General features: G+C 41.0%; 18 protein-coding genes and 1 tRNA gene. 9 read left to right on the top strand and 10 right to left on the bottom strand.

The window, feature by feature from the left end:
• The first annotated feature begins 12 nt into the window (after positions 1 to 12).
• Positions 13 to 648, top strand: coding sequence for a LuxR C-terminal-related transcriptional regulator (locus HX743_RS04035; RefSeq protein WP_004972014.1), 636 nt, complete (start codon positions 13 to 15; stop codon positions 646 to 648).
• Between the two features lie 110 nt (positions 649 to 758).
• Here HX743_RS04035 and ppk1 read toward each other — a convergent pair whose 3' ends face one another.
• Positions 759 to 2,840: a polyphosphate kinase 1 gene (gene ppk1, locus HX743_RS04030; RefSeq protein WP_178318564.1), complete on the bottom strand. Its 2,082-nt coding sequence runs from the start codon at positions 2,838 to 2,840 to the stop codon at positions 759 to 761.
• A gap of 133 nt (positions 2,841 to 2,973) precedes the next feature.
• A complete protein-coding gene (mtgA, locus tag HX743_RS04025) occupies positions 2,974 to 3,648 on the bottom strand; it encodes a monofunctional biosynthetic peptidoglycan transglycosylase (RefSeq protein ID WP_004972019.1) in 675 nt (224 codons plus the stop codon).
• A 76-nt stretch (positions 3,649 to 3,724) separates the two neighbouring features.
• Between mtgA and HX743_RS04020 the strand changes: the two genes are divergently transcribed.
• Positions 3,725 to 4,540, top strand: a complete 816-nt coding sequence (locus HX743_RS04020; protein WP_004972022.1) for a rhomboid family intramembrane serine protease — start codon at positions 3,725 to 3,727, stop codon at positions 4,538 to 4,540.
• Positions 4,541 to 4,585: 45 nt separating this feature from the next.
• Here HX743_RS04020 and HX743_RS04015 read toward each other — a convergent pair whose 3' ends face one another.
• Entirely contained in the window at positions 4,586 to 7,075 is a 2,490-nt protein-coding gene (locus HX743_RS04015; RefSeq protein ID WP_178318563.1) for an ABC transporter permease, read from the bottom strand.
• A gap of 1 nt (position 7,076) precedes the next feature.
• Positions 7,077 to 7,826: an ABC transporter ATP-binding protein gene (locus HX743_RS04010; RefSeq protein ID WP_178318562.1), complete on the bottom strand. Its 750-nt coding sequence runs from the start codon at positions 7,824 to 7,826 to the stop codon at positions 7,077 to 7,079.
• Between the two features lie 12 nt (positions 7,827 to 7,838).
• Between HX743_RS04010 and HX743_RS04005 the strand changes: the two genes are divergently transcribed.
• Positions 7,839 to 8,468: an arylesterase gene (locus HX743_RS04005; RefSeq protein WP_234113847.1), complete on the top strand. Its 630-nt coding sequence runs from the start codon at positions 7,839 to 7,841 to the stop codon at positions 8,466 to 8,468.
• A gap of 39 nt (positions 8,469 to 8,507) precedes the next feature.
• On the opposite strand, the gene HX743_RS04000 is transcribed toward HX743_RS04005, so the two are convergent.
• The gene (locus HX743_RS04000) at positions 8,508 to 9,122 is read right to left on the bottom strand and encodes a carbonic anhydrase (protein WP_019837464.1); all 615 of its coding nucleotides are present in this window, start codon (positions 9,120 to 9,122) and stop codon (positions 8,508 to 8,510) included.
• Between the two features lie 298 nt (positions 9,123 to 9,420).
• Here HX743_RS04000 and HX743_RS03995 point away from each other — a divergent pair, with 298 nt between their 5' ends.
• Both HX743_RS03995 and HX743_RS03990 read left to right on the top strand, forming a co-directional pair.
• On the top strand, positions 9,421 to 10,482 hold the full coding sequence (locus tag HX743_RS03995) for an alpha/beta fold hydrolase (protein WP_178318561.1): 1,062 nt from the start codon (positions 9,421 to 9,423) through the stop codon (positions 10,480 to 10,482).
• Between the two features lie 18 nt (positions 10,483 to 10,500).
• On the top strand, positions 10,501 to 11,514 hold the full coding sequence (locus HX743_RS03990) for a hypothetical protein (protein WP_178318560.1): 1,014 nt from the start codon (positions 10,501 to 10,503) through the stop codon (positions 11,512 to 11,514).
• A gap of 73 nt (positions 11,515 to 11,587) precedes the next feature.
• On the opposite strand, the gene nfuA is transcribed toward HX743_RS03990, so the two are convergent.
• Positions 11,588 to 12,226 carry a Fe-S biogenesis protein NfuA gene (gene nfuA / locus HX743_RS03985; RefSeq protein ID WP_096900978.1) on the bottom strand — a complete coding sequence of 213 codons (639 nt, stop codon included), beginning with the start codon at positions 12,224 to 12,226 and terminating at the stop codon, positions 11,588 to 11,590.
• 157 nt (positions 12,227 to 12,383) lie between these two features.
• Here nfuA and HX743_RS03980 point away from each other — a divergent pair, with 157 nt between their 5' ends.
• The 3 genes from HX743_RS03980 (at position 12,384) to HX743_RS03970 (ending at position 15,313) form a co-directional block, all read left to right on the top strand.
• Positions 12,384 to 13,001, top strand: a complete 618-nt coding sequence (locus HX743_RS03980; RefSeq protein WP_004972041.1) for a rhomboid family intramembrane serine protease — start codon at positions 12,384 to 12,386, stop codon at positions 12,999 to 13,001.
• A gap of 317 nt (positions 13,002 to 13,318) precedes the next feature.
• Complete coding sequence (locus HX743_RS03975; protein WP_004972042.1) at positions 13,319 to 13,513, top strand: hypothetical protein; 195 nt, start codon at positions 13,319 to 13,321, stop codon at positions 13,511 to 13,513.
• 252 nt (positions 13,514 to 13,765) lie between these two features.
• Positions 13,766 to 15,313, top strand: coding sequence for a hypothetical protein (locus HX743_RS03970; RefSeq protein ID WP_178318559.1), 1,548 nt, complete (start codon positions 13,766 to 13,768; stop codon positions 15,311 to 15,313).
• A gap of 127 nt (positions 15,314 to 15,440) precedes the next feature.
• Here HX743_RS03970 and HX743_RS03965 read toward each other — a convergent pair whose 3' ends face one another.
• The gene (locus HX743_RS03965; protein WP_004972047.1) at positions 15,441 to 17,057 is read right to left on the bottom strand and encodes an inorganic phosphate transporter; all 1,617 of its coding nucleotides are present in this window, start codon (positions 17,055 to 17,057) and stop codon (positions 15,441 to 15,443) included.
• A 497-nt stretch (positions 17,058 to 17,554) separates the two neighbouring features.
• Between HX743_RS03965 and metH the strand changes: the two genes are divergently transcribed.
• Positions 17,555 to 21,244 carry a methionine synthase gene (gene metH, locus HX743_RS03960; RefSeq protein WP_178318558.1) on the top strand — a complete coding sequence of 1,230 codons (3,690 nt, stop codon included), beginning with the start codon at positions 17,555 to 17,557 and terminating at the stop codon, positions 21,242 to 21,244.
• Between the two features lie 315 nt (positions 21,245 to 21,559).
• On the opposite strand, the gene HX743_RS03955 is transcribed toward metH, so the two are convergent.
• From HX743_RS03955 to greB, 3 genes are all read right to left on the bottom strand, one after another.
• Positions 21,560 to 22,693 (bottom strand): hypothetical protein, encoded by a 1,134-nt coding sequence (locus tag HX743_RS03955; RefSeq protein WP_178318557.1) that lies wholly within the window; start codon positions 22,691 to 22,693, stop codon positions 21,560 to 21,562.
• A gap of 268 nt (positions 22,694 to 22,961) precedes the next feature.
• Positions 22,962 to 23,051 (bottom strand) — tRNA-Ser (locus HX743_RS03950).
• An 86-nt stretch (positions 23,052 to 23,137) separates the two neighbouring features.
• Positions 23,138 to 23,635 (bottom strand): transcription elongation factor GreB, encoded by a 498-nt coding sequence (greB, locus tag HX743_RS03945; protein ID WP_178318556.1) that lies wholly within the window; start codon positions 23,633 to 23,635, stop codon positions 23,138 to 23,140.
• Positions 23,636 to 23,756 lie beyond the last annotated feature (121 nt).

Genomic DNA, 23,756 nt, shown 5'->3' with positions numbered 1-23,756 from the left:
GGAGTATTTGTCATGATTCACAGAGATCTCATTTTACCTGTGCCTGTTCTGCTGATTGATGATCAGGTAGAAGCATCACAAAATTTAAGCCACATTTTACAAAATTTTGGCTACCCTAAAGAGGTTCTACTTTGCAGCCCATCGCTCGCAAATGCAGTGCTGATGGTGCAGCAACATTTGCCTAATTTGGTATTTATCAATTTACAGTCTTGGTCAAAAGCTCAAATTGATTTTATCCAAAATCTCAAACTTTTCCGTAAAGACACCTTAATTGTGGCAGTGCTGCCTTCCAGTATGCCCAAACAATTGCTACAAGCTATTCATTTAGGCATTTCAGCCTATGTCTTTAGCGACCAATCTGCAACAGGCATGCAAAACCAGATTCGCACCATTTTACGTGGCGGCTCACCGCTAGACGGCAACTTAGCCAATGAAATCTTAGCCTGCGAACAATCCATTGTCGCACATGGTCATTCTTTGGCACTCTCTAAAACTGAACATGAAATATTGGCGCTTTCAGGACAAGGTTTACCTTCACAACAAGTTGCTGCCAACCTGAATGCTTCAGAACAACTGGTGCATGGTTATGTGAAAAGTATTTATCGCAAAATTATGAATGCGGATGATGCGATGTGCTGTTTTTCTTAAATTATTGATCAATAAATATCAATCAAAAATATAAGTCTTAAATAAATATTAGAAACAAAAAAAGAGCGATGTCTGGCATCGCTCTTTTTACCTGTTATAAATGTTTGAAACTAAACAATACTATCGGTCAGGATACGCTGCGCATTGTGTGGTTCTTCACCCTCAGCTGCTTTTACACGCACCCAAGTTCCATCACCCTGCAACAGCCACGCCTGTTGATTGTCTTGCATGTAGGTCAATAAACCTTGCTCATAAATACGCTTTTTCAAAGCTGGATCTTCAATTGGGAAACACGCTTCAACGCGGTTAAATAAGTTACGATCCATCCAGTCAGCACTTGAACAATAAATACGTGGATTGCAATTATTAGAGAAATAATAGACACGGGTATGTTCAAGGAAACGTCCGACAATCGAACGCACACGGATATTTTCCGATAAGCCCGGCAAACCTGGGCGCAAGCAGCAAATTGAACGGATGATGAGATCAATTTGCACACCCGCCTGAGACGCCTCGTACAATTTATTGATCAATTGCATTTCAGTCAGTGCATTCACTTTCACAATAATTTGTGCGGGCTTACCTGCTTTAGCATTGGCAATTTCTTCATCAATATAATTCACCAACTGTGCGTGCAGGGTAAATGGTGCATGCAACAACTTTTTCAGTTTTGCCATTTTACCCATGCCTGTTAGCTCTTGGAAAATACGATGTACATCTTCACACAGCTCTTTGTCTGTGGTCAGTAAACCATAGTCGGTATAAATACGCGCATTGCCTGCGTGGTAGTTACCTGTGCCTAAATGTACATAACGCACCAATTTATTATTTTCACGGCGCACCACCAAAATCATTTTGGCGTGGGTTTTATACCCCACAATACCGTACACAACCACAGCGCCCGCTTCTTGCAACACGTTAGCCACAGCAATGTTAGATTCTTCATCAAAACGTGCACGCAGTTCAATCACCGCAGTCACTTCTTTACCGTTTCGTGCAGCCTCTGCAAGCACTTGTACAATTTCAGAATCTGCGCCACTACGATATAAAGTTTGTTTGATTGCCAAGACTTGTGGATCACGTGCAGCTTCACGCAGCAAGTTAATCACGGGTGCAAAAGATTCAAACGGATGGTGTAATAAAATGTCTTGCTTTTGCATCGCTGAAAAAATATTTTCAGACTTTTTTAACACCTTTGGAATGGCGGGTGTATGTGAATCATAACGTAAATGTGGACGTTTAAAATTAGACAATAAACGTGCCAAGTTCACTGGGCCATCTACTTTATAAAGTTGTTCTTCTTCAAGATCGAACTCATCTAGCAAATAATCATAAATGGCTTTCGGGCAGTTGTGCGTTACTTCTAAACGTACCGCACGACCAAAACGGCGTGAGTTTAATTCGCCTTTTAGGGCTTTGGCCAAGTCTTCTACATCTTCATTTAACGCCAAATCTGCATTACGGGTCACACGGAATTGATAGCATCCAGTCGCAGTCATGCCCGGGAATAAGTCAGACACATGCTCATGAATAATTGCTGAAAGCATGACGTGGTGCTCTTTACCGCCTGTAAGTTCATCGGGTAAACGCACTACACGTGGTAATGAACGTGGTGCAGGAACAACCGCCAAATCAATTTGACGACCAAAAGCATCTTTCCCTTCTAAAGTCACAATAAAATTCAGACTTTTATTGACCAAACGTGGAAATGGATGTGCAGGGTCTAGGCTAATTGGGGTTAATACAGGGGCAACTTGCTCTTGGAAATATTTTTTCACCCATGCCGATTGTGCAGGGGTTAATTCACCACGACGTAAGAAACAAATGTCTTCTTCACGTAATTTTGGCAAAATTTCCTGATTTAAAATACGGTACTGGCGTTCAATAGCAGCATGTGCTGTTTTAGAAATTTGATCTAACACCTGCTTAGGGGTTAAACCATCTGGACTACGGCTTTCATTGCCCAAGTCCAATTGTTCCATCATGCCCGCAACACGAATTTCAAAAAACTCATCCAAGTTACGTGAAAAAATCAGCAGGAAGTTCATGCGTTCCAACAAAGGATGCAACGGATCGACAGCTTGCTCAAGCACGCGCAAATGGAAATCTAAAATAGACAGTTCGCGGTTAATGTAGCGATCATTATATGTATATTCTGTTTGCGCAGGAGTCGCGCCTGTTGCCGTATTCATACCCACCTATGCTTTTTTAAAATGTTTGGCACTGCTACAAGTATGCTTCAATTTTGTGACATTTTCATAAAAAAAGCCTAAAAAATTAGGCTTTGTGGATATTTTCACATTTTATAGTTTGTTTTCGCTCAATTTAGGGAATTTCCGCATAACGCATATAGCGCTGCACCATCTGTTTACGGGCTTTTAATGCCCCCGCATTACGATGTTCCTGAAAATATTTTGGATTGGTTAAAATCGCAGCCAAGAAAATTGCTTGATCACGGCTTAAACTTTTTGCACTTTTGCCAAAATAATGCTGTGCCGCAGCTTCGGCACCATAAATATTATCGCCAAATTCTACCGAGTTGAGATAGACCTCTAAAATACGCTGCTTTGACCACATGCGTTCCATCATCCATGTCGCCACAACTTCTTGCCCTTTACGCAAAAAAGATCGCTTATTGTATAAAAACAAATTCTTGGCGAGCTGCTGAGAAATTGTGGAACCACCTGCAACAACCTTGCCTTCATCTTTGTTCCGTTCCAGCGCAGTTTGAATACCTTCCCAGTCAAAGCCATGATGTTGCATAAATTTGCCATCTTCGGCAGTCACCACCGCTCGCTTTAAATTATCACTGAGTTGGTCATAGTCGCGCCATTGATGTTGTATAGGCTTACTCGGTTCAGCCCAATAATCCAAACGCATCATCATGGTCGATTGCACAGGCTGCGTACGCCACCACACCAAGCTGCTAAAAATCCATAATTGAACCAAAAGCACCACACTGACAAGAATTAACAAAGTTCGTATAAAAAAAGCTTTCATCTTGGTGCATGGCTCCTGAAGCGTTATTTTTTCGTGTTAAGCTTAGATTGATCACTACGACACAATATTCAAATATATGTCCCAACATCCCCCAAACCTGCGCAACAATAAAGTTGAAATTCACCTGTGGTGGATTACCGCAGCCCTGATTGCAATAAACGTGGCTTTGTTTGCATGGCAAGTGCTCAACGGCATGAACATTAGCAATCCTAGCCCGCAAGATGCAATACGCTGGGGTGCTGATTATGCACCTTTAACCTTTTTGGCGGAACCCATTCGCCTGTTCAGCAGCATGTTTTTTCATTTCGGTTTAGTACATTTAATGTTAAATATGTGGGCCTTGTATATTTTTGGCAGCGTCAGTGAACAGTTGTTTGGGCGTGTCTATTTTATAGTGTTATATGTTTGCGCAGGTTTGATGGGTAGCCTGCTTAGTGGCTATGTCAGCATTCAAGACAGCTATACCCTGCTCGAACAAGGTGTCGCTAATCCAAAGCTGTTACCTAGCGTGGGTGCAGGTGCATCGGGTGCAGTGATGGGACTTGGAGCTGCACTGACGGTATTGGCGTTATTGCCCCAATTACCTCGCCAAAAATTTCTGTTGGATGGCAAGACTTTGGTGATGGTGATGGCACTGAACTTAGGTATGGGCTTTATGATCAGTGGCATTAATAATGCTGCACATATTGGCGGCATGCTCATGGGCGCAGCCATGACACTCATTTGGTACCTTGGACAACGCAGCAAACACAGTAACTTAGTGAACAGTTTTGCGATGCTCCTTGCACCATTGGGTTGTGCTGCATTTTACTGGTATTGCCATAAACTGCTTGCTCCAATTCAACCTCTTTGGCAAGAACTGCTTAGCATGATGCAACGCAGTCTGGGTTGAGCAATCAACCTTACAACTAGCAGAACACCATAAACGAGAGATGAATCAGGACTGATTCATCTCTCTTAAACTTTGTAGTGGCGGAATATCGCACAAATAACTTAAACGATAACGTCCTATCAAGGCACACAACACGGTCATAAATACAGGCAAAATCAGCCAGATTTCCCAATGCGGTTGCAGCATTAAATCCATGCGGTAACTGGCAACAGCACTAATGACTTCGGCAAATAAACACGCCACAATTCCCGCCAAAAACCCCATAAAACCAATTTCTAGACTTAACATACGTTTGAGCTTTTGTTTAGAACTGCCAAAAGAACGCAGCAATGCCACTTCGCGTTTGCGCTCATCCATCAGCAAGTTTAAACACGCGATTAATACCAACAGCCCAGACACACTCACCAAAATGGCTAAAATGGTGATGATCTGCACCAACACATTCACAATGCGTTTAATTTCATCCAAAATTAGGCTGACATCAATAAACACTGTGTTGGCAAATTGCTGAATCAATTGAATTAGTTTCGGTTTATCTGCTTCAGGCACATAGAAACTGCCCAAATAACTGCCTGCATTTTCATCCATAGTGTGCGGTGAAAAAATAAAGAAAAAATTTGGACTAAAGCTTTCCCACTCCACCGTACGCAGATTAATCACTTCGGCTTCAAGTATGCCTTCAGGCAAACTAAAACTGAGTCGATCACCAATTTGAATGCCCAACTCGGCAGCCGTATCTGCTTCTACTGACACTTGTCCCACTGCACTGAAATTGGCTTGCCCATTTACAATGATATTATCGGCAGGATAACGCTCAGACTGTGTCAGGTTGAGTTCGCGTCTTAACGTATTGCTTTGCTGAATTAAGGCGTCGGCAAAAGGTTGATCATTTTTGGCGACCAAACGCCCGCGTATATTTGGATAAAGTGGCGTGCTGTGCCACTGCTGCTGCGTTAATTGTTGTTGAAACTCAGGCATATCAAACGGTGGCAAGCCGTAAACAAACTGATTGGGTGTTCCTTCGGGCAATTGCTGCTGCCAACGATCTAGCAGGTCGGTACGCAACACTGCAAGTACCGTAATTAAACTTAATCCTAAAGCCAATGCAGTAATTTGAAATGCCGTGACAGCAGGCGCACGAATATACGCTGCGAGTCTGCCTTTAGAATGACGCAATAATTTTAATAAACTCCACACCACTCCATACAGCAATACGCACAGCGCAATAATCGCACCAATCACCCATGTACTAAGCACTAAACTTTCGGTCAAGACCACACAAAATACGATTAGACTTAGCGTCCCTGTAAGCAACATCCACCACCAAGCGCGCATGCTTTTGTCTTGTTGGCGAATCACGCGAATCGGTGCGGTATTCAGCAATTGCAATAAATTAGGCAGCACAAAACCCAACAACACCACAGCACTGGTGAGCATGGCGATTGGCAATGGCCCAAGCAACATTGCCATGGCTGAAAATTGAATTTCCAGGTGCGGAATCAGTTGCAGCATGATTTGCAACAAAGCATAGCCCAACGTCACGCCCAAAATACTGCCAATGCCCATAGCGATAATTAAGACCAAAGCAAGCAAAGCCAAATAAGCGGCTAAAATTTGTCGTTTACTTGCACCAATACAACGTAATAAGGCGATATGATCCTGATTTTGTTGCACATAGCGCTGACTGGTCAAACCAATCGCAATCCCACACAATAAAATGGTCAGGATATTCGCTAACTGTAAAAAGGTATCTAAATTGGCAATGGGGCGCATTAAGCGAGTATTGCCTTCACTGGCATTGCGTAGTCTTAAACTACTTTGTTCTTCAAAGTTTTGTTCAGGGCTGGCCGTTTGCTGTGCCTGTGCAGGCTGTTGTGTATGTGTTTTAAAATACTGCTCAAAATTTTGTGTATCTTTGGCGCTGCCTGCCAACAACAAACGGTAATCTATGCGGCTACCCACTTGAATCGCGTGGGTACGTGCCACATCGGCCTGTGAAATAATTACTGTCGGCGAAAAACCTGAAAAACCGAGTTCCTGATTAGAATCATGTTCAATTTTGGCAGTCACGGTAAATGCTGCATCGGCAATATTTACTGTTTCACCCAGTTTAACGTGAAGTAAATCCATAGCACGTTGGCTGAGCCAAATTTCGCCAGACTGAATCTTGTCCGCTGCAGGACTCACCCGTAATTCACCGCGTAACGGAAAATTGTGCTCAATCGCTTTGACATTCACCATCACAAATTGTGCTTGAGTATGTGCCATCGAACTAAATACAGTCACATGCGACTGTTGTAACTGATGTGCAGTCGCCTGATCCTGCCAGTCTTGTGCAATGGGTTCATTGTCGCTCAGGACTAAATCACCCGCCAACATTTCTGCCGCTTGCAACGCTACAGCATTTTGAATTTGCTCATTGCTAAACTTTAAGGCTGTGGTCGCGCTAATCGCTAAAGTCAGCGCAATAATCAGTAAATAGACACCACTGCTTTTAAAACTCTGCTTTAACAGTGGATGAAATAATGCGTTCATTTCATCCTCCTGTTATGGCAGCGGTTGGCTTAGCTGCAAATTGCTCAACCAATTGCCCATCAATTAAAGCGTAATGGCGCTGACATTGTGCCGCCAGTTTCGGGTCATGCGTGACCAAAACCAAAGTTGTGCGCAACTCACGGTTCAATTCAAATAACAATTGCTCAATTTCAGTTGCAGTTTCACCATCCAAGTTTCCTGTCGGTTCATCGGCAAAAATAATTTTAGGTTCACGAATTAAAGCGCGTGCAATGGCGACACGTTGTTGCTCACCTCCCGAAAGCACTTTCGGCGTTTGCTGTGCTTGTCGTTCTAAACCCACACGTTTCAGCAAGTTGAGGGCTTTTTGTTCTGCCTCTGCATATTTAAATTTTTCCTGCAAACGTAGTGGCAACATCACATTTTCCAGTGCCGTCAAATGCGGCAATAACTGAAATGACTGGAACACAAAACCAATATGCTTTAAACGAACTTCTGCACGTTGTTCTTCGTTTAATTCTGCAATTGACTCACCACATACCACCAATTTTCCACTGCTGGCCTGATCTAATGTTGCCAAAATACCCAATAAGGTCGATTTTCCCGAACCCGAACGACCTGTAATGGCAACTTGTTCGCCTGCCTGAATATCGAGGTTTAAATTCTCAAAAATGGTCAATTGTTTTTGTGCAAGTTGTATCTTTTGTGTCAAATTTTGGGCAGAAATAATCGTTTGTGGCATGATATTAGATTCTTTAGTGTTTTGAGTCATACGTTTCCCATTATGCAAAATCGCAATCTAACTAGTCGTGTCTTCCCGCGTGTGTTGCTGCTCGGACTATGTTTCAGCCCACTCGTGGTATCTGCAAAAACCATTATGATTGTAGGTGACAGCTTAAGTGCAGGTTACGGCATACAACCACAACAAGGTTGGGTTCACTTATTGCAAAAACGTTTAGAACAACAGTATCCGAAACAGCATAAAGTGGTCAATGCAAGTGTCAGTGGCGAAACCACCAGTGGTGCTTTGGCGCGTCTGCCTAAATTGCTGCAGACCCATCGTCCAGACGTTGTAGTCATTGAGTTAGGCGGAAATGATGGCTTGCGTGGACAACCGCCACAAATGATTCAAAAAAATTTAGCGAACTTAATTCAGCATAGCCAAAAAGCCAAAGCGAAAGTGGTGATTTTTGGGATGAAAATGCCGCCAAATTACGGCTCGGCGTATAGCAAAGCATTTGAAAATAACTATAAAGTGGTGAGTCAGCAATATAAAGTCAAATTACTGCCATTTTTTATGGAAGGTATTGCGGGCAATAAGCAATTGATGCAAAAAGATTTAATTCATCCAAATGCCAAAGCTCAGCCTATTTTGCTAAATAATGCTTATCCATATATCAAAGGCGCTTTATAAAGCGCCTTTGAGGAAAATTTACTTAATGTGCGGTTCAGATTAAAAATCAAAAAAAACTACTTCACCTGTTTCTAACGAATATTCTGCACCAACCACTTTCAACTGACCTTGTTCAATCAGGTTTTCTAAAACCGCTGAACCATGACGCAATTGATTTACCGATGCAAACACATTAGAACGCACTGCATGCTTAGACAATTTCGCCAAATCATTTTTTAGTTCAGTCTGCATTAAGGTTTCAACTGAAGGTCGAACACGGTTCACAATCGACATTAAATTTGCCGATGGCGGGCAGTCTGGGCACATTAGAGTATCAATTGTCGCTTGAATTGCACCACAGTGACTGTGTCCTAAGACAACAACCACAGCACAGTCATAACGCTCTGCCGCAAATTCAACACTGCCCACTTGTGATGGCGCAACCACATTGCCCGCAACACGAATTACAAAAAGATCACCCAATCCTTGGTCAAATACCATTTCTGCAGGGACACGTGAATCTGAACATCCTAAAATAATGGCAAAAGGATTTTGGTCTTCTGCCATTTCTGCACGTTGTTGGTGCGACAATTGCTTCGGATGTTTGGTATCACCAGAAACAAAACGTTGGTTTCCTTGTTTAAGACGTTCTAAAGCTTCTTGAGCTGTTAGCATTCTTGATTTACCACCGATCTTTGAAGTTGTAATATTCTATAGCCAGTCTTTATGAATGTCACTTGCAAAAAAATATACAACCGCGCTTTTCTTTATTCATTTTTGTTATAAATTTTTTCACTTTTTATAGAGATATGTCACATTTTCTACCAATTTCAAAGCTTTGGTCAAAAAGCAATGGATGACTTTCATTTTTAATCGCCTACAATAGACAGATTACAGATGTGCAATTAGATCTAAGAGCTAATGCCGATCATTATTGGAGCCTGTTTTTGGTTCGTCAGGGGAAGACGTTTTCATGATGAAATTTATTCGATCACGTTATCTACATACGATTTTTTTGGCTTTAGGACTAAGCACATCTTGCCTTGTGCAAAGTGCTGCGCCTAATCAATATACTTTCACAAAAAACAATAATATTAATAGCAACAACGCGACTGAACTTAAATTATTACAACATCACTTTCAGCAACAGCGTAAACAGGCAGGACTCACCTCTAAAAGCATTCGAGTTGGAGATGTCGTCTGGAGCTATAATGAAGGTGGCTCGCAAAGTAAACCCACAATTTTATTGATTCATGGTTTGGCAGGCACACGTGATAATTGGAACCGTGTCGCAGAATTTTTAACACCACATTATCATGTGATTATTCCAGATTTACCCAATAGCGGTGACACCAAAACACCAAGCAATTTTGATAATTCAGTACCGAATGTAACTTCACAACTGCGTCAGTTTATTGAAGCAATTGACTGTGAAGAAAACTTAAACGTGGCAGGACATTCTTTAGGCGGCTCAATTGCAACCGTGTATGCCTCGCAATATCCTTTTGATACGCAAAGTTTATTTTTACTCAATAGTGCAGGCATTTATAAACTTGCTAATACGCCTTACACCAAAAATCCATTATCTTTAAATGACTTAATTGTGAGCAAACATGGCGATTTAGCCGACGTCGCCAAACAAATCATGCAAAGCCCGCCTGCCATGACCTCACAAATTCAACATGCGCAAGAAGAAGTCCTGATTTCTCGCTCAGAACAAACCCGTAAAGCAATTGAGCAAATTGTCAAACTCAACCGTATTTATACTCCAGACTCATTTGCACGTTTAGCAGGATCAATTGAAGCACCGACCCTGATTTTATGGGGTAAGCAAGATCGCATTATTAATGTTGAAGTGGCGAAGGAATTACAATCTTTACTCAAACGCGCCGAAACACCTGTGATTCTTAATAATGTTGGACACATGCCGTTATTGGAAGCTGAAAAACAAGTCGCACAATATTATTTGCCGTTTCTGGCTAAAACTCAGAACCTAAAAAACCCACTTGCTGATAAACTGATTCCTCTAAATTAATTATTATATAAAACCTTCATGCAGAAACATCCCATCATTGAGCATCTAATTGAAGCTCAGCTTGATTTTTTAGATCAAGAATTTAACCAAAGTGAAATGGTACAAACTGAATTTGTGCAGTTTTACCAATGGTTTCGCAAACAAAGCTTACAAGATTTATGGACATCTGAAGCCATTCATCAACTGATTCAACATCAAATTTTAAATACACCTGCCAGTTCATTTTTAGTGGAACAAATTGCTGAGCATATTCGTTTTGCACTGGTACACCCTGTTAATGACAGCAGTAAAATTGCCGATGTGATACCTGTGCTGACCATCGACAAAATTGCACAATATGTTGCAAGTAAAAGTGGACATCGTCAGCGTTTGATTAAAGCCGTGGTGAATAATCCTGCCTTTGCCGCCATGATTACCCAACTCATTCAACATTCCATTCAGGATTATATGGATAATTCGGTGATCGCCAAAAGCGTGCCTGGCGTATCGCGTTTTATGAAAATGGGTAAATCGGTTTTGGAAAGCGTTACCGATACCAATTTAGACCAGACCATTCAGCATTATTTGCAAAAAAATGTGCAGAAGCTGACTCAAATGAGCGAGTCGGTGCTTAATCAACATTTTGATGAGGAAAAACTGTATCACTTCCAAGCCAATTTATGGCACAAAGTTAAAGACTTGCCACTTTCCGTTTTAAAAAATTATATTGAAGTACAAGACCTATCCCAAACTGTCAATTTAGGACATGAAATTTGGGATCATTTACGCCAAAGTGACTATTTGAAACAGCAAGTGCATGATGGGGTTTATGCGTGGTATGTACGCAATCAGGCGCGCCCTTTTGACTTGTTATTGCACGACTTAAACATTGATGAAGCGCTAGTCCAACAACAATTACAACAACTGTTAAATCCAGTCATTCAAAAAATGATCGCTGAAGGCTATTTAAAGCAACGTGCGCGCCATTATTTAGAGAAATTTTATTATTCTGAAAAAACACAACAAATTTTAAATCTACAAACGAATGAATAGGGTCTGTTGACAATTTCAGATAAAAAATAACCTCCTAAAATTTAGGAGGTTATTTTTAAGCGAGGCTTAGAGCTTATTTAAAATAAGCACCTTCAGATTGACTGTGGTCAGTCTGATCCACCACACGCATCAATTCAGGTACGTGTTGTTTCAAGGTTGTTTCAACACCTTGCTTTAAAGTCACATCAATCGCTGAACATCCTTGGCAACCGCCACCAAATTTCAATACTGCAGTTAAGCCGTGTTCTTCATCTTCAACCACTTCAACCAAAGCACAGTTACCACCATGCCCTGCTAAACCTGGGTTAATTTCAGACTGTAAAACATAAGTAATGCGTTCTTCTACCGAAGCATCTGGGCCTACGCGTGGCACTTTTGAGTTCGGTGCACGGAAAGTCAATTGACCACCAAAACGGTCTTTGTTGTAGTCAATTACGGCATCCAATAAATACGGAATAGACGGCGTATCAATAAATGCAGGAAAGTCTGGATATTCCTGTTTGTAGTCTGTAGGTACAACTTCATCGGGCGCACTATAAGCCATGCAACATTCAGCACGCGGTGTACCAGGATTTTCCACAAAAACACGCACACCAATACCCGGTGTATTTTGCTTTGCCAATAAATCCTTCAAATACTCTTGAGCAGTTGGCGTAATCAATAAGTTTGGAATTTCATCTACAACTGCTGTGCTGCTGTTCTCAGTCGACATAACAATAATTTCCTCAAGCTGAAGTGGCTATTTTAACTGAAGATGCGGGGGAATAAAAAAAAATCAACCAAAATTGTCGGATTTATTCCTAAAGTTCGACTCAAACTCAGTTTTGATGCATTATTACAGCAGAATTCAAGTAAAAGAATAGGCGTTTATGCTCGATTTACCTTTTAATCATACCGTGACCATTATCATTATTACGGTCATTGTGTCTATGTTGGCGTTTTCCAAACAAGAATTAATGAATCGTCTGATTTTTTGGCCGCCTGCTATGCAACGTGGTCAATATGACCGCTTCATTACCCATGGTTTTGTGCATGCCGATGGTGCGCATTTGCTGTTCAATATGATTACCCTGTTTTTCTTTGGCAGCATTATTGAAAGTTTTTATCGCCAATACGTCTATGATTTAGGCTTTGTTTTATTCTATTTGGGTGGTTTAATCGCCGCGATTATTCCAAGTTATTTAAAGCATAAAAATGACCATCGTTGGGCCAGCTTAGGCGCATCTGGTGCTGTATCTGCGGTGTTGTTTGCCTATATTTTGTTTGAGCCGTGGAAGTTGATTTTCGTGTTCTTTATTCCAGTGCCTGCCATTATTTTTGCAATACTGTATGTAGCGTATAGCATTTGGTCGGGTAAACGCGGCAATTCCAATATTAATCACAGTGCGCATTTATGGGGTGCGGCCTATGGTGTGATTGTGACTATTTTAATTGAACCACGCATCTTGCCTCACTTCCTGAATAAACTGGCGCAACTGCCGTTTTAACTTTTGAAACTATAACGACTCGGTACATCTACCACTGAGTCGTTGCTACTTTAAAGAATTTTCAAACCCGTCAATAGACTGCTTTCATAAATCCGCTTAACACCATCATTTATTGCCTCTCATCTTCAGCCTCTCTCATTGGGAAAAACGACTTTCAATCGTCATTTTATGAACTGCTGATAAGTATTTTTGATTGATGAAAGCATCTGAATGATCCAATACAGCATAAAGCACACAACAAATAACATGCAGTTACTCGACAAGCACTTATACTAAGAATATAAAGACTAAAACTATCAAGCAATCAGGAGTCAGCCATGAAAAAGTTTGCACTTCTAAGCGCCCTGTTACTCAGTCTAGGATTAAGCGCCTGTGCCGTACATACCCCTGAAGGCAGTGTAGTGATTGATCCTGACCGCACGATCTACCCGAAAGGCTATTATCCACACCAACATCCGCATGGTGATGGAGATTTTTGTCCTCCAGGTCAGGCGAAAAAAGGACGTTGTTAAGCTGTTGGTCTGAGTGAATAAAACATTGTTGATACAGCATCAGACTCATTTATGATTCGAACCTAGACATTTAAACACTAACCTTTAAATCTCAACAACATTTCATTCACATTAAAAACCTTTACACTTCGTGAAGGTTTTTTTATTCAAATTTCACTCAATTTTGGTAGTTTTTGCTACCCCATATCGCAACTTGGCATAGATAATGTATACATCTGTATATTAATTTCAATTTAGTTTGCGAGTTTTTGCATGTCCACTTCTTACGATGGCTTACAGTTTCCAATTCATCCAGAAAATCATAAACCCAGCACCTCAAGCACGGGCAAACAAATTATTGCCGAAGCCTTAGCCACAGTCGATCATCAAAGCTCAGTCGATGCTTTGGCAGAAAAAAACTGGCGTAAACACTATCCAAAATACTTTAAAGCCCTCGTGACCAATGGTATTCGTGAACAAGCTAACGCAATTCAAATTGCAGAAGATGGTTTAAGAAAAGCGCATCAAAGTTTTGAGTTTTATCGTCATGAGCAAAAATATGTGCTGAAAGATGTCATGCTCTTGCCTACTGAAACTTTACATACCTTTAAATTACAAGGCAGCAGCCAAGCAGCACCCGAATGGTATGTGCCGTATCGTGGGCAAAAGTTACAAGGTCAAGCTCTGCTAGATCAAGTTGCAATTTGGCTAGCAGCAGGCATTATTGAACCAAGTCATGCCGAAGCGTTAAATGCTGCAATGGCGCATCCTGAATGGTTTGATTTGTCTGACCGTAACATGGTGCTATTTGGTGCAGCTTCAGAAGCAGGGCCACTCACATGGTTAGCCAAATGGAAAGCCAATATTATTGCAGTCGATTTACCAAATAGCCGTGTGTGGAATAAAATTTTAAGCACTGTGCAACAAGGCAATGCCACCTTATATGCACCCAGTACAACACAACTCGCGGCAGATACCCCACTTGATATTTTAACAGAACAGTTGGGTGCAAATCTACTGACACAAACCCCAGAAATTGCACAATGGTTAGCTCAAAAACCTGAAACGCTAGATTTAGCAGCCATTGCCTATTTAGATGGTGAAAAACACGTGCGTGTTGCGATGGCGATGGATGCCATTATGCAATATGTCAGCGAACACAAAGCTGATAGCAGCCTTATGTTTATGTGTACCCCAACCGATGTTTATGCCGTTCCTGAAGAAGTGATTAGCGCATCGGCAGAGAAGTTTCAGCAGCGTTCACAAGGGCAAAAGCTACTCACCAAAAGTATTGAAACCATTTCACGCAGTCATTTCTTCCAAAAGAATCTGCATAATTTAATTGCTTCAGACAATGGTCAACATTATGGTATTGCCGACTGTTTAGTGGTTGAACAAGGGCCAAACTATGCTTTAGCAAAACGCATCCAGCAATGGCGTGCAATTTTAGCGCGTCATCAAGGACAGCATGTCAGCATCAATATTGCACCTTCGACCACCACACACTCTGTGACCAAAAATCCATTACTCAAAGCAGCATTTAGTGGCGCAAGTTTGTTTGATGTTGAAGCATTTAGCCCTGAAACCACCAATGCGATTATGGCGGCATTGTGGATTCATGACTTACGCAATCCAAACTCGGCAGCCAATCCTGAAGTGAAACTTGAGCATCCGCTCGAATTGATGATGGAAGGTGCGAACCATGGTGGATTGTGGCGCGTGGCGTATTTGGCACGAACGGCCCTACCTTTCGCTGCGCTCTATGGCTTTGCTGCAGATAAATTACCGCTGGACAAAGTCATCCAAAAATTTAAAAAGTAATGTAAACCGCTAATCTATCTATTCAAAAACTTGCCTGCAAATATTTCTCTAGACTGATCTGCAGGTATAAAAAAGCGCTGTATCATCACAGCGCTTTTTTCAACCACTCAAAAAAGTTGAGAATGGATTAAAACACTTTTAAGAACAACCAGAACAAGCTACCCGATAAACAAATTGTCGCAGGTAAAGTGAAAATCCAAGCCGAAAGAATTGTACGCACCATTTGGAAATTCAGACCCGATTTATTTGCCACCATGGTACCTGCCACCGCACTGTTCAGTACGTGTGTAGTTGAAACTGGCATCCCCAAACCATCTGCAGCAGCAATAGTTGACATTGCCACAAGCTCGGCAGACATACCTTGACCATAAGTCATGTGCTGCTTACCGATACGTTCACCAACAGTCACCACAATACGTTTCCAGCCGACCATCGTACCCAAGCCTAGTGCTAAGGCAACGGCAACTTTGACCCAAGTTGGAATGTATTGTAAGAATGAATCTAAATGGCTGCGGTAGCTTTTAACCACTTTTTTCTGTTCTTCCGACATTTCAGGCAAGGCATTGGCTTTGTCTAAACGCTTGAATGAAGTCGTGCTTAAATACATATCATTACGCATTTCTGCTACTTCAGCTTCAGGCACATCTTTCAAGTTGCCATATTGACCCACACGCTCACCCAAATGGTCAGTTAAGCTTGCCAAAGCAGGCACGACTTCAGGGGTAATTTCTTTGGTCTGAATATAGCTAGTGATGACCTGACGTGCTTTTTCATCTGGCATATCGACATGTTGTGCATAAATCACATCAGCTGTTTGCGTTGAAAGCTGTTGGAACGATTGAATGTGGTTTTGGTCTAACTCTTTATTTAACGAGTACGCCAACGGCACAATCCCGATCAAAATCAACATGATTAAACCCATGCCCTTTTGACCATCGTTTGAACCATGCGCAAAACTTACCCCAGTACAAGTAAAAATTAGAATGGCACGAATCAGTGGTGGTGGTGGCTTATTGCCTTCAGGTGGCTGGAACAACTCCATTTGTTTCTTGAAGATTTTTTTCACCAAGAAGAACAAAATCGCAGCAAAGGCAAAACCAATCAGTGGCGAGAACAATAAAGCCTTGCCCACTTTCATGACTTGTTCCATGTCTACGCCACTTGCACCCGCACCTGAGTTCAGCAAGTAGTTCATAATCCCCACACCTAAAATCGAACCGATTAAAGTGTGCGAACTTGAAGCAGGAATACCGAAAAACCACGTTCCTAAGTTCCAGACAATCGCGGCAATCAACATGGCAAAAACCATGGCAAAGCCTGCGCCTGAACCGACATTCATAATCAATTCGACTGGAAGTAAGGCAATAATACCGTAGGCAACTGCGCCACTGGCGACCATCACCCCAAGGAAGTTACAGAAACCCGCCCACATTACTGCCACAGGTGCAGACAGGGCATTGGTATAAATAACCGTTGCCACTGCGTTAGCTGTGTCGTGGAAACCATTCACAAATTCAAAGCCTAAGGCAATGAATAAAGCGGTCGCCAATAAAATCACCGAGTACATGCTTAGCGCAGGCACGTGGGATAAGTCCGCAGACAATTGGAAACCAATATAAATAAGGGTAGAAACGATGATCGTTAAAAACACCGGCATAAAAAATTTCGGTGTAGGCACATGAACATTGGTCGATTTAGTGGTCGACTTGTGTGCTGAATCTACAGGAGTTGGATTAGAATTCATGCAAGCAGAAGAGAGGATTTAAAATCCCCTTATTGTTCAATTAAATTGTGACAATTATATGACAAAGAGCTGCTATATAAAGCAACTTTCATACTTTATTTTCACACTTTAAGCTGTTTTTTTTGTGCATAAAATTAAAATTAACATTTAAATTTAAACACTTAGAATAAATAAACCTACTTTTCTTATGCCATTCTCTCAAATTTAGATTGTTACACCTTTGTCATATTTGCCTAAAATTTCAGACAAAATTTACCGTGAGCCAATTTTGCCTGAGCAATATGACAAAGCGATGACGCATCAAAGTAAAATCAAAATTAGAATGTTCCTCATCACAACTTTTATTTAGGTTCAAAAGCTACAGCAAAATCCTAAAAATACTGCTTTATGCACTATTTTTACGACTTCCACTCTCTCTAGTCGCTTCAAGTGCACGAAAGCCGTGCGAACTCTGCTAAAATAGCGCTCATTTCGGATTCAGTCATAAAGGGTTTTTTATGTCCACGCTTACCACCCTGAAAGCGCTTCTTGCCCAAAGAATTTTAATTATCGATGGTGCCATGGGTACTATGATTCAACGCCATCAATTGGAAGAAGCCGATTATCGTGGTGAACGCTTTGCAGATTGGGCACATGACCTTAAAGGTAACAATGACTTATTGGTACTGACCCAACCGCAAATTATTCAGGGCATTCACGAAGCCTATTTAGATGCGGGCGCAGACATTATTGAAACCAACAGTTTTAACGGCACTCGGGTTTCTATGTCTGACTACCATATGGAAGATTTAGTTCCTGAAATTAACCGTGAAGCAGCACGTTTGGCTAAAGCTGCCTGTGAAAAATATTCAACCCCAGACAAACCACGTTTTGTGGCAGGTGTACTTGGCCCAACCTCTCGTACCTGTTCAATTTCACCCAATGTAAATGACCCTGCATTCCGTAATATTACGTTTGATGCACTCAAAGAAAACTATATTGAAGCTGCGCATGCCTTAATTGAAGGTGGCGCAGATATTCTGCTCATTGAAACCGTGTTTGACACCTTAAACTGTAAAGCTGCCATTTTTGCGGTGAAAGAAGTATTCAAACAACTCGGGCGTGAATTGCCATTAATGATTTCTGGCACCATCACCGATGCCTCAGGCCGTACCTTAACGGGTCAAACTGCAGAAGCGTTCTGGAACTCGGTACGTCATGGCGATTTACTTTCAATTGGTTTTAACTGTGCTTTGGGCGCAGATGCTATGCGTCCACACGTTAAAACCGTTTCAGACGTTGCCGATGTGTTTGTTTCTGCACACCCGAACGCGGGCTTACCCAACGCATTTGGTGGTTATGATGAAACGCCTGAAGAAACCGCAGCTTTCCTCAAAGAATTTGCTGAAAGCGGCTTGATCAATATTACAGGCGGTTGTTGTGGTACAACGCCTGACCACATTCGTGCAATTTACAATGCAGTAAAAGACATTCCACCACGTAAAATTCCAGAAATTAAACCTGCTTGCCGTTTAAGTGGTTTAGAACCATTTAACATTTATGACGACTCATTATTTGTGAACGTGGGTGAGCGTACCAACGTCACAGGCTCTAAAAAATTCCTACGTTTAATTCGTGAAGAAAACTTTGCCGAAGCTTTGGATGTCGCACGTCAGCAAGTTGAAAGTGGCGCACAAATCATCGACATCAACATGGATGAAGGCATGCTCGATTCAGAAGGTGCGATGGTGCACTTCCTGAATTTGGTGGCATCTGAGCCTGATATTTCTCGCGTACCCATCATGATTGACTCATCTAAATGGGAAATCATTGAAGCAGGCTTAAAATGTGTACAAGGTAAAGCCGTTGTTAACTCCATTTCCTTAAAAGAAGGATATGATGAGTTTGTCGAAAAAGCCCGCCTCTGCCGCCAATACGGTGCAGCCGTTATTGTGATGGCTTTTGACGAAGTGGGACAGGCCGACACAGCAGCACGTAAACGTGAAATTTGTAAACGCTCTTATGATGTGTTGGTCAATGATGTTGGCTTCCCTGCTGAAGACATTATTTTTGACCCGAACGTGTTTGCAGTTGCCACTGGTATTGAAGAACACAACAACTACGCGGTCGATTTCATTGAAGCCACTGGCTGGATTAAACAAAACTTGCCACACGCCATGATTTCGGGTGGTGTATCGAACGTATCCTTCTCTTTCCGTGGTAACGAACCTGTACGTGAAGCCATTCACGCTGTATTCCTCTATCATGCAATTCAGCAAGGCATGACCATGGGGATTGTCAACGCAGGTCAGTTGGCCATTTACGATGACATTCCAAAAGAACTGAAAGATGCGGTTGAAGCCGTTATTTTGAACCAAAACCAAGGTGAAACTGGTCAGGACGCTACAGAAAAGCTGCTGGAAGTAGCCGAAAAATATCGTGGTCAGGCAGGCGCACAAAAAGCCGAAGAAAACTTAGAATGGCGTAATGAATCTGTCGAAAAACGTCTTGAATATGCCTTAGTCAAAGGGATCACCACCTTCATTAATGAAGATACCGAAGAAGCACGCCTAAAAGCCAAACGTCCTTTAGATGTAATTGAAGGCCCGTTGATGGATGGCATGAACGTAGTTGGTGACTTGTTTGGTGCAGGTAAAATGTTCCTGCCACAAGTGGTGAAGTCTGCACGTGTGATGAAACAAGCCGTTGCATGGCTCAACCCGTACATCGAAGCTGAAAAAACCGAAGGTCAGTCTAAAGGTAAAGTTTTGATGGCAACGGTAAAAGGCGACGTTCACGACATTGGTAAAAATATTGTGGGCGTAGTCTTGGGCTGTAATGGATACGATATTGTCGATCTCGGTGTGATGGTACCTGCAGAAAAAATCCTGCAAACTGCCATTGACGAAAAAGTCGATATCATTGGCTTGTCTGGTCTGATTACCCCATCTTTAGATGAAATGGTTTTTGTTGCCAAAGAAATGCAGCGTAAAGGCTTTAACATTCCATTGTTGATTGGTGGCGCAACTACATCTAAAGCACATACTGCAGTTAAAATTGATCCACAGTTCTCAAATGATGCAGTGATTTATGTTGCCGATGCTTCGCGTGCCGTTGGTGTTGCGACAACCTTACTCTCCCCTGAAATGAAACCTGCTTTTGTTGCAGAGCATCGTGCGGAATACGCTAAAATTCGTGAACGTATTGCCAATAAGCAACCAAAAGCTGCGAAATTGTCGTATGCAGAAGCCATCGACAATGGTTTAAAAATTGATTGGGACAACTACACGCCTGCAGTACCAAAATTAATTGGTACACAAGTGCTGACCAATTACCCGCTTGAAACCTTGTTGCCATACTTTGACTGGACACCATTCTTTATTTCTTGGAGTTTGGCGGGCAAATTCCCGAAAATTCTGGAAGATGAAGTGGTGGGCGAAGCTGCAACCGACTTATATAACCAAGCGCAAGCCATGCTCAAAGATATTATTGCAAATAATCGCTTTGATGCACGTGCAGTCTTTGGGATTTACCCTGCCAACCGTTCTGCGGCAGATTCAGTACAAGTATATGATGCAGCACGTAATCAAGTAACGCATACCTTCCATCATATTCGTCAACAGTCAGACAAAGTCACAGGTAAACCAAACTTGTCTTTGGCAGACTTTGTCGCAACTACAGAGCAAGGGCAAGATTACTTGGGCGGCTTTACCGTGTCGATTTTTGGTGCGGAAGAAATGGCCAATGAGTTTAAAGCCAAAGGCGATGACTATTCTGCCATTTTGGTGCAGTCTTTGGGTGACCGTTTTGCAGAAGCATTTGCAGAGCATTTGCATGAGCGTATTCGTAAAGAATTCTGGGGCTATCAGCCGAATGAGCAGCTAAGCAATGAAGAGCTGATTAAAGAGAAATATGTAGGGATTCGTCCTGCACCAGGCTATCCTGCGTGCCCTGAGCACTCTGAAAAAGCCACACTGTTTAACTGGTTAGGTTCGACTGAAAAGATTGGCACACAGCTTACGAGCAGCTTTGCAATGTGGCCGCCTTCATCTGTCAGCGGCTTCTACTATGCCAACCCTGCTTCTGAGTACTTTAACGCGGGTAAAATCTCGTTAGATCAGCTTGAAGATTACGCACAGCGTAAAGGCTGGAGTTTAGATGAAGCGAAGCGTTGGTTAGCTCCAAACTTGGATGATTCGATTAATTAATTGCTTTATGACGCATGTAGTTCATCTGCCCATGCGCTATACATAATGTCATTTCAAAAACCAGTGAATTGTAAAATTCACTGGTTTTTTGTTTAATGGGACAGTTCGTTACTTAATCTAAATTTGTTGAGTAATTTGACTGTTAAAGGTATTTTCTCACCTCTATGGGAAAGGTATTCAGCTAAACGAAACCCATAGAAAGAACAAAGCGACTACTATTAAATTAGTAGCCGCTTTTCCACCTATTTTGCCTTGTGATGAATGGAGAGTAATTACTATTCATCAACAATCATCAGTAGAGGTTATAGCTTACTCCTAAACAGCTATTGAAGTGACTTTCTTTGCACCACCAAGAACTGCTGCAATTTTAATCAAACCGATATAAGATAAAAAAATCTCTGAATCGGCAAAATAGTTTGGATAAGCTTCTTTTAATCCCCCAATAGCATTCGTTGAAAGAAGTGCAACTATCCATTTTTCATCTTTTGATAATAATTGCTCATATTGACTATATCTTTGAGAAGCCAATGTTTGCTCTGAGTTTGCAAAAAATTCATGTTCAATCTTTCTTGTCTGCACATTAAGTCGAATTAGTATAAATCCATCCCTGCTGTTTTTTGCAGTCAATACAGTATTCAAATCATTTAAAGTAACACAATAGGTTTTTAAATGGTTTTCTATAGTGATTCCACCTACAGAGCGATCCATAAAATTTTTTATATCAATACATTGATTTATAAGGTGTTGGGTCTGAACAACTTTAGTTAAATATTCTTTTGTTAACTGACCTTTATCATTCTCAAGAAAACCTTTCAAATTTTCAATAATTTGAAATTGATCACTTACATCTTTAAAAAATTTTTTATAATCATAAAGACCATCATTACTTTTTAGATCTTGCCCTGTAAAAATATCAACAATTTCTAATGTTGTTGCCCAACTATGCTGAAGTTTAGTACGAATTTGAAATTCAATTTTTCTTTCTTCATTTAACTTATTGTTAAACTTACCAACTATGTGTATGCATCTATACCCATCATTTTTGGGGTTAAGTATGTAGTTGTCCATTTTTATAAATTTTCCATCATTATAAAAACAATGTTCATTTGCTAAAACTTTAAAAATAGCATTTACTTGTTTTAAATTTTCAACAACTACTCTTATACCACCTATATCCTGCATATTTTTGAGTTGCATGCCATCAAAACGTTTAAGTTTTTTCTTAATTGACTCAAATCGTTTTAATCTTTTAGCAGTAAATGCTTTCTTATCAATTCGATAGATAAAGCGATTTAATAAATTGTGTGCTTCATTCAAAGGCTGAATATGACTATCTCTCCAATATGTTAGTATTTGCATAGTACGTTCTAGCAATTGGTGGTCATCTAATAAACTATCATTAATTAAAGCTTCGCCTGCGCGAGTTACATCTTTTTTTGAGAAGGTCATAAGTAAAAATAAATGTTTTTTATTATTTTATTGTATTTCATATATCTATACCATTTTAAAGTTCGCTTATTGATTAATTATTAATCTAAAAATCATTAATTTTCCAAGTTGAGATTCTAACAAAAACCTAGTCTTTTTTAGACCTAATCAAAATTATCTACACAAATATTATAATTATTGGGAAAGTCAAGCTCATATTATAGTAATTAAAACTAGAAAACTTTAGCTCAAAAAAAAGACCCTTGAAAATCAAGGGTCTTTTTAAATTTGGCGGAAGCGGTGAGATTCGAACTCACGGAGGACTCGCGCCCTCGTCGGTTTTCAAGACCGGTGCATTAAACCGCTCTGCCACGCTTCCAATGGCGGCTATCATATAAAGAAAAATTCAGCTTGGCAAATAGTTTCTAAAAATTATGATCCAAATGTTCAAAATAAAATCAAAAATCAGTCATTTTCTGCAATTTCAGGCTTTTCATAGCGTATCGAATTAATAAACCAGCTCTTTTTGCCCAGCGGTGTCTGCACTTCAACCTCATCATCCACCTGTTTAGACAACAAAGCCCGAGCCATAGGTGCATCAATCGAAATATGTTGTGGATGATGATCATAAATTTCATCCACGCCCACAATTCTCAAGGTCTTTTGCTCGCCTTGTTCATTTTCAATTTCGACCCATGCGCCAAAATATACTTTACCCTCTTGTTCAGGAGCAAAATCGACAATGCGCAACTCTTCTAAACGCTTGCCCAAATAACGCACCCGACGGTCAATTTTACGCAAAAGCTGTTTGTTATATTGGTAATCTGCGTTTTCAGAGCGATCGCCGAGACTTGCCGCCCAGTTTACTTTTTTGGTGATTTCAGGGCGTTCTTCATGCCACAAATGCTGTAACTCTGCCACGAGTTTATCGTGTCCAGAACGTGTAATTAAGTTAGATTTCATGGTGTTTTTGCAGCCGGTTTTTTACATTTGGTTAACATCAATCCTATATTTTATTGCATTTTTATACACAATAAAAATTTATAAAATTTATTTCTCAATGAAATGAATATCTTATGTTACA

It is taken from the genome of Acinetobacter sp. Swhac1 (assembly GCF_013390985.1).
Lineage (GTDB): Bacteria > Pseudomonadota > Gammaproteobacteria > Pseudomonadales > Moraxellaceae > Acinetobacter > Acinetobacter towneri.
Note: the sequence above shows the minus strand (reverse complement) of the source record. Positions and strands in the feature narration are given on the sequence as shown.

Bases quoted from the DNA above. Each gene is read 5' to 3' on its own strand.
- HX743_RS04015 (WP_178318563.1), bottom strand. From the start codon at position 7,075: ATGAACGCATTATTTCATCCACTGTTAAAGCAGAGTTTTAAAAGCAGT.
- metH (WP_178318558.1), top strand. From the start codon at position 17,555: ATGTCCACGCTTACCACCCTGAAAGCGCTTCTTGCCCAAAGAATTTTA.
- greB (WP_178318556.1), bottom strand. From the start codon at position 23,635: ATGAAATCTAACTTAATTACACGTTCTGGACACGATAAACTCGTGGCA.
- HX743_RS03990 (WP_178318560.1), top strand. From the start codon at position 10,501: ATGCAGAAACATCCCATCATTGAGCATCTAATTGAAGCTCAGCTTGAT.
- HX743_RS04005 (WP_234113847.1), top strand. From the start codon at position 7,839: ATGCAAAATCGCAATCTAACTAGTCGTGTCTTCCCGCGTGTGTTGCTG.
- mtgA (WP_004972019.1), bottom strand. From the start codon at position 3,648: ATGAAAGCTTTTTTTATACGAACTTTGTTAATTCTTGTCAGTGTGGTG.
- HX743_RS03975 (WP_004972042.1), top strand. From the start codon at position 13,319: ATGAAAAAGTTTGCACTTCTAAGCGCCCTGTTACTCAGTCTAGGATTA.
- HX743_RS03955 (WP_178318557.1), bottom strand. From the start codon at position 22,693: ATGACCTTCTCAAAAAAAGATGTAACTCGCGCAGGCGAAGCTTTAATT.
- HX743_RS03965 (WP_004972047.1), bottom strand. From the start codon at position 17,057: ATGAATTCTAATCCAACTCCTGTAGATTCAGCACACAAGTCGACCACT.
- HX743_RS04035 (WP_004972014.1), top strand. From the start codon at position 13: ATGATTCACAGAGATCTCATTTTACCTGTGCCTGTTCTGCTGATTGAT.
- HX743_RS04010 (WP_178318562.1), bottom strand. From the start codon at position 7,826: ATGACTCAAAACACTAAAGAATCTAATATCATGCCACAAACGATTATT.
- nfuA (WP_096900978.1), bottom strand. From the start codon at position 12,226: ATGTCGACTGAGAACAGCAGCACAGCAGTTGTAGATGAAATTCCAAAC.
- HX743_RS03980 (WP_004972041.1), top strand. From the start codon at position 12,384: ATGCTCGATTTACCTTTTAATCATACCGTGACCATTATCATTATTACG.
- HX743_RS03995 (WP_178318561.1), top strand. From the start codon at position 9,421: ATGATGAAATTTATTCGATCACGTTATCTACATACGATTTTTTTGGCT.
- HX743_RS04000 (WP_019837464.1), bottom strand. From the start codon at position 9,122: ATGCTAACAGCTCAAGAAGCTTTAGAACGTCTTAAACAAGGAAACCAA.
- ppk1 (WP_178318564.1), bottom strand. From the start codon at position 2,840: ATGAATACGGCAACAGGCGCGACTCCTGCGCAAACAGAATATACATAT.
- HX743_RS03970 (WP_178318559.1), top strand. From the start codon at position 13,766: ATGTCCACTTCTTACGATGGCTTACAGTTTCCAATTCATCCAGAAAAT.
- HX743_RS04020 (WP_004972022.1), top strand. From the start codon at position 3,725: ATGTCCCAACATCCCCCAAACCTGCGCAACAATAAAGTTGAAATTCAC.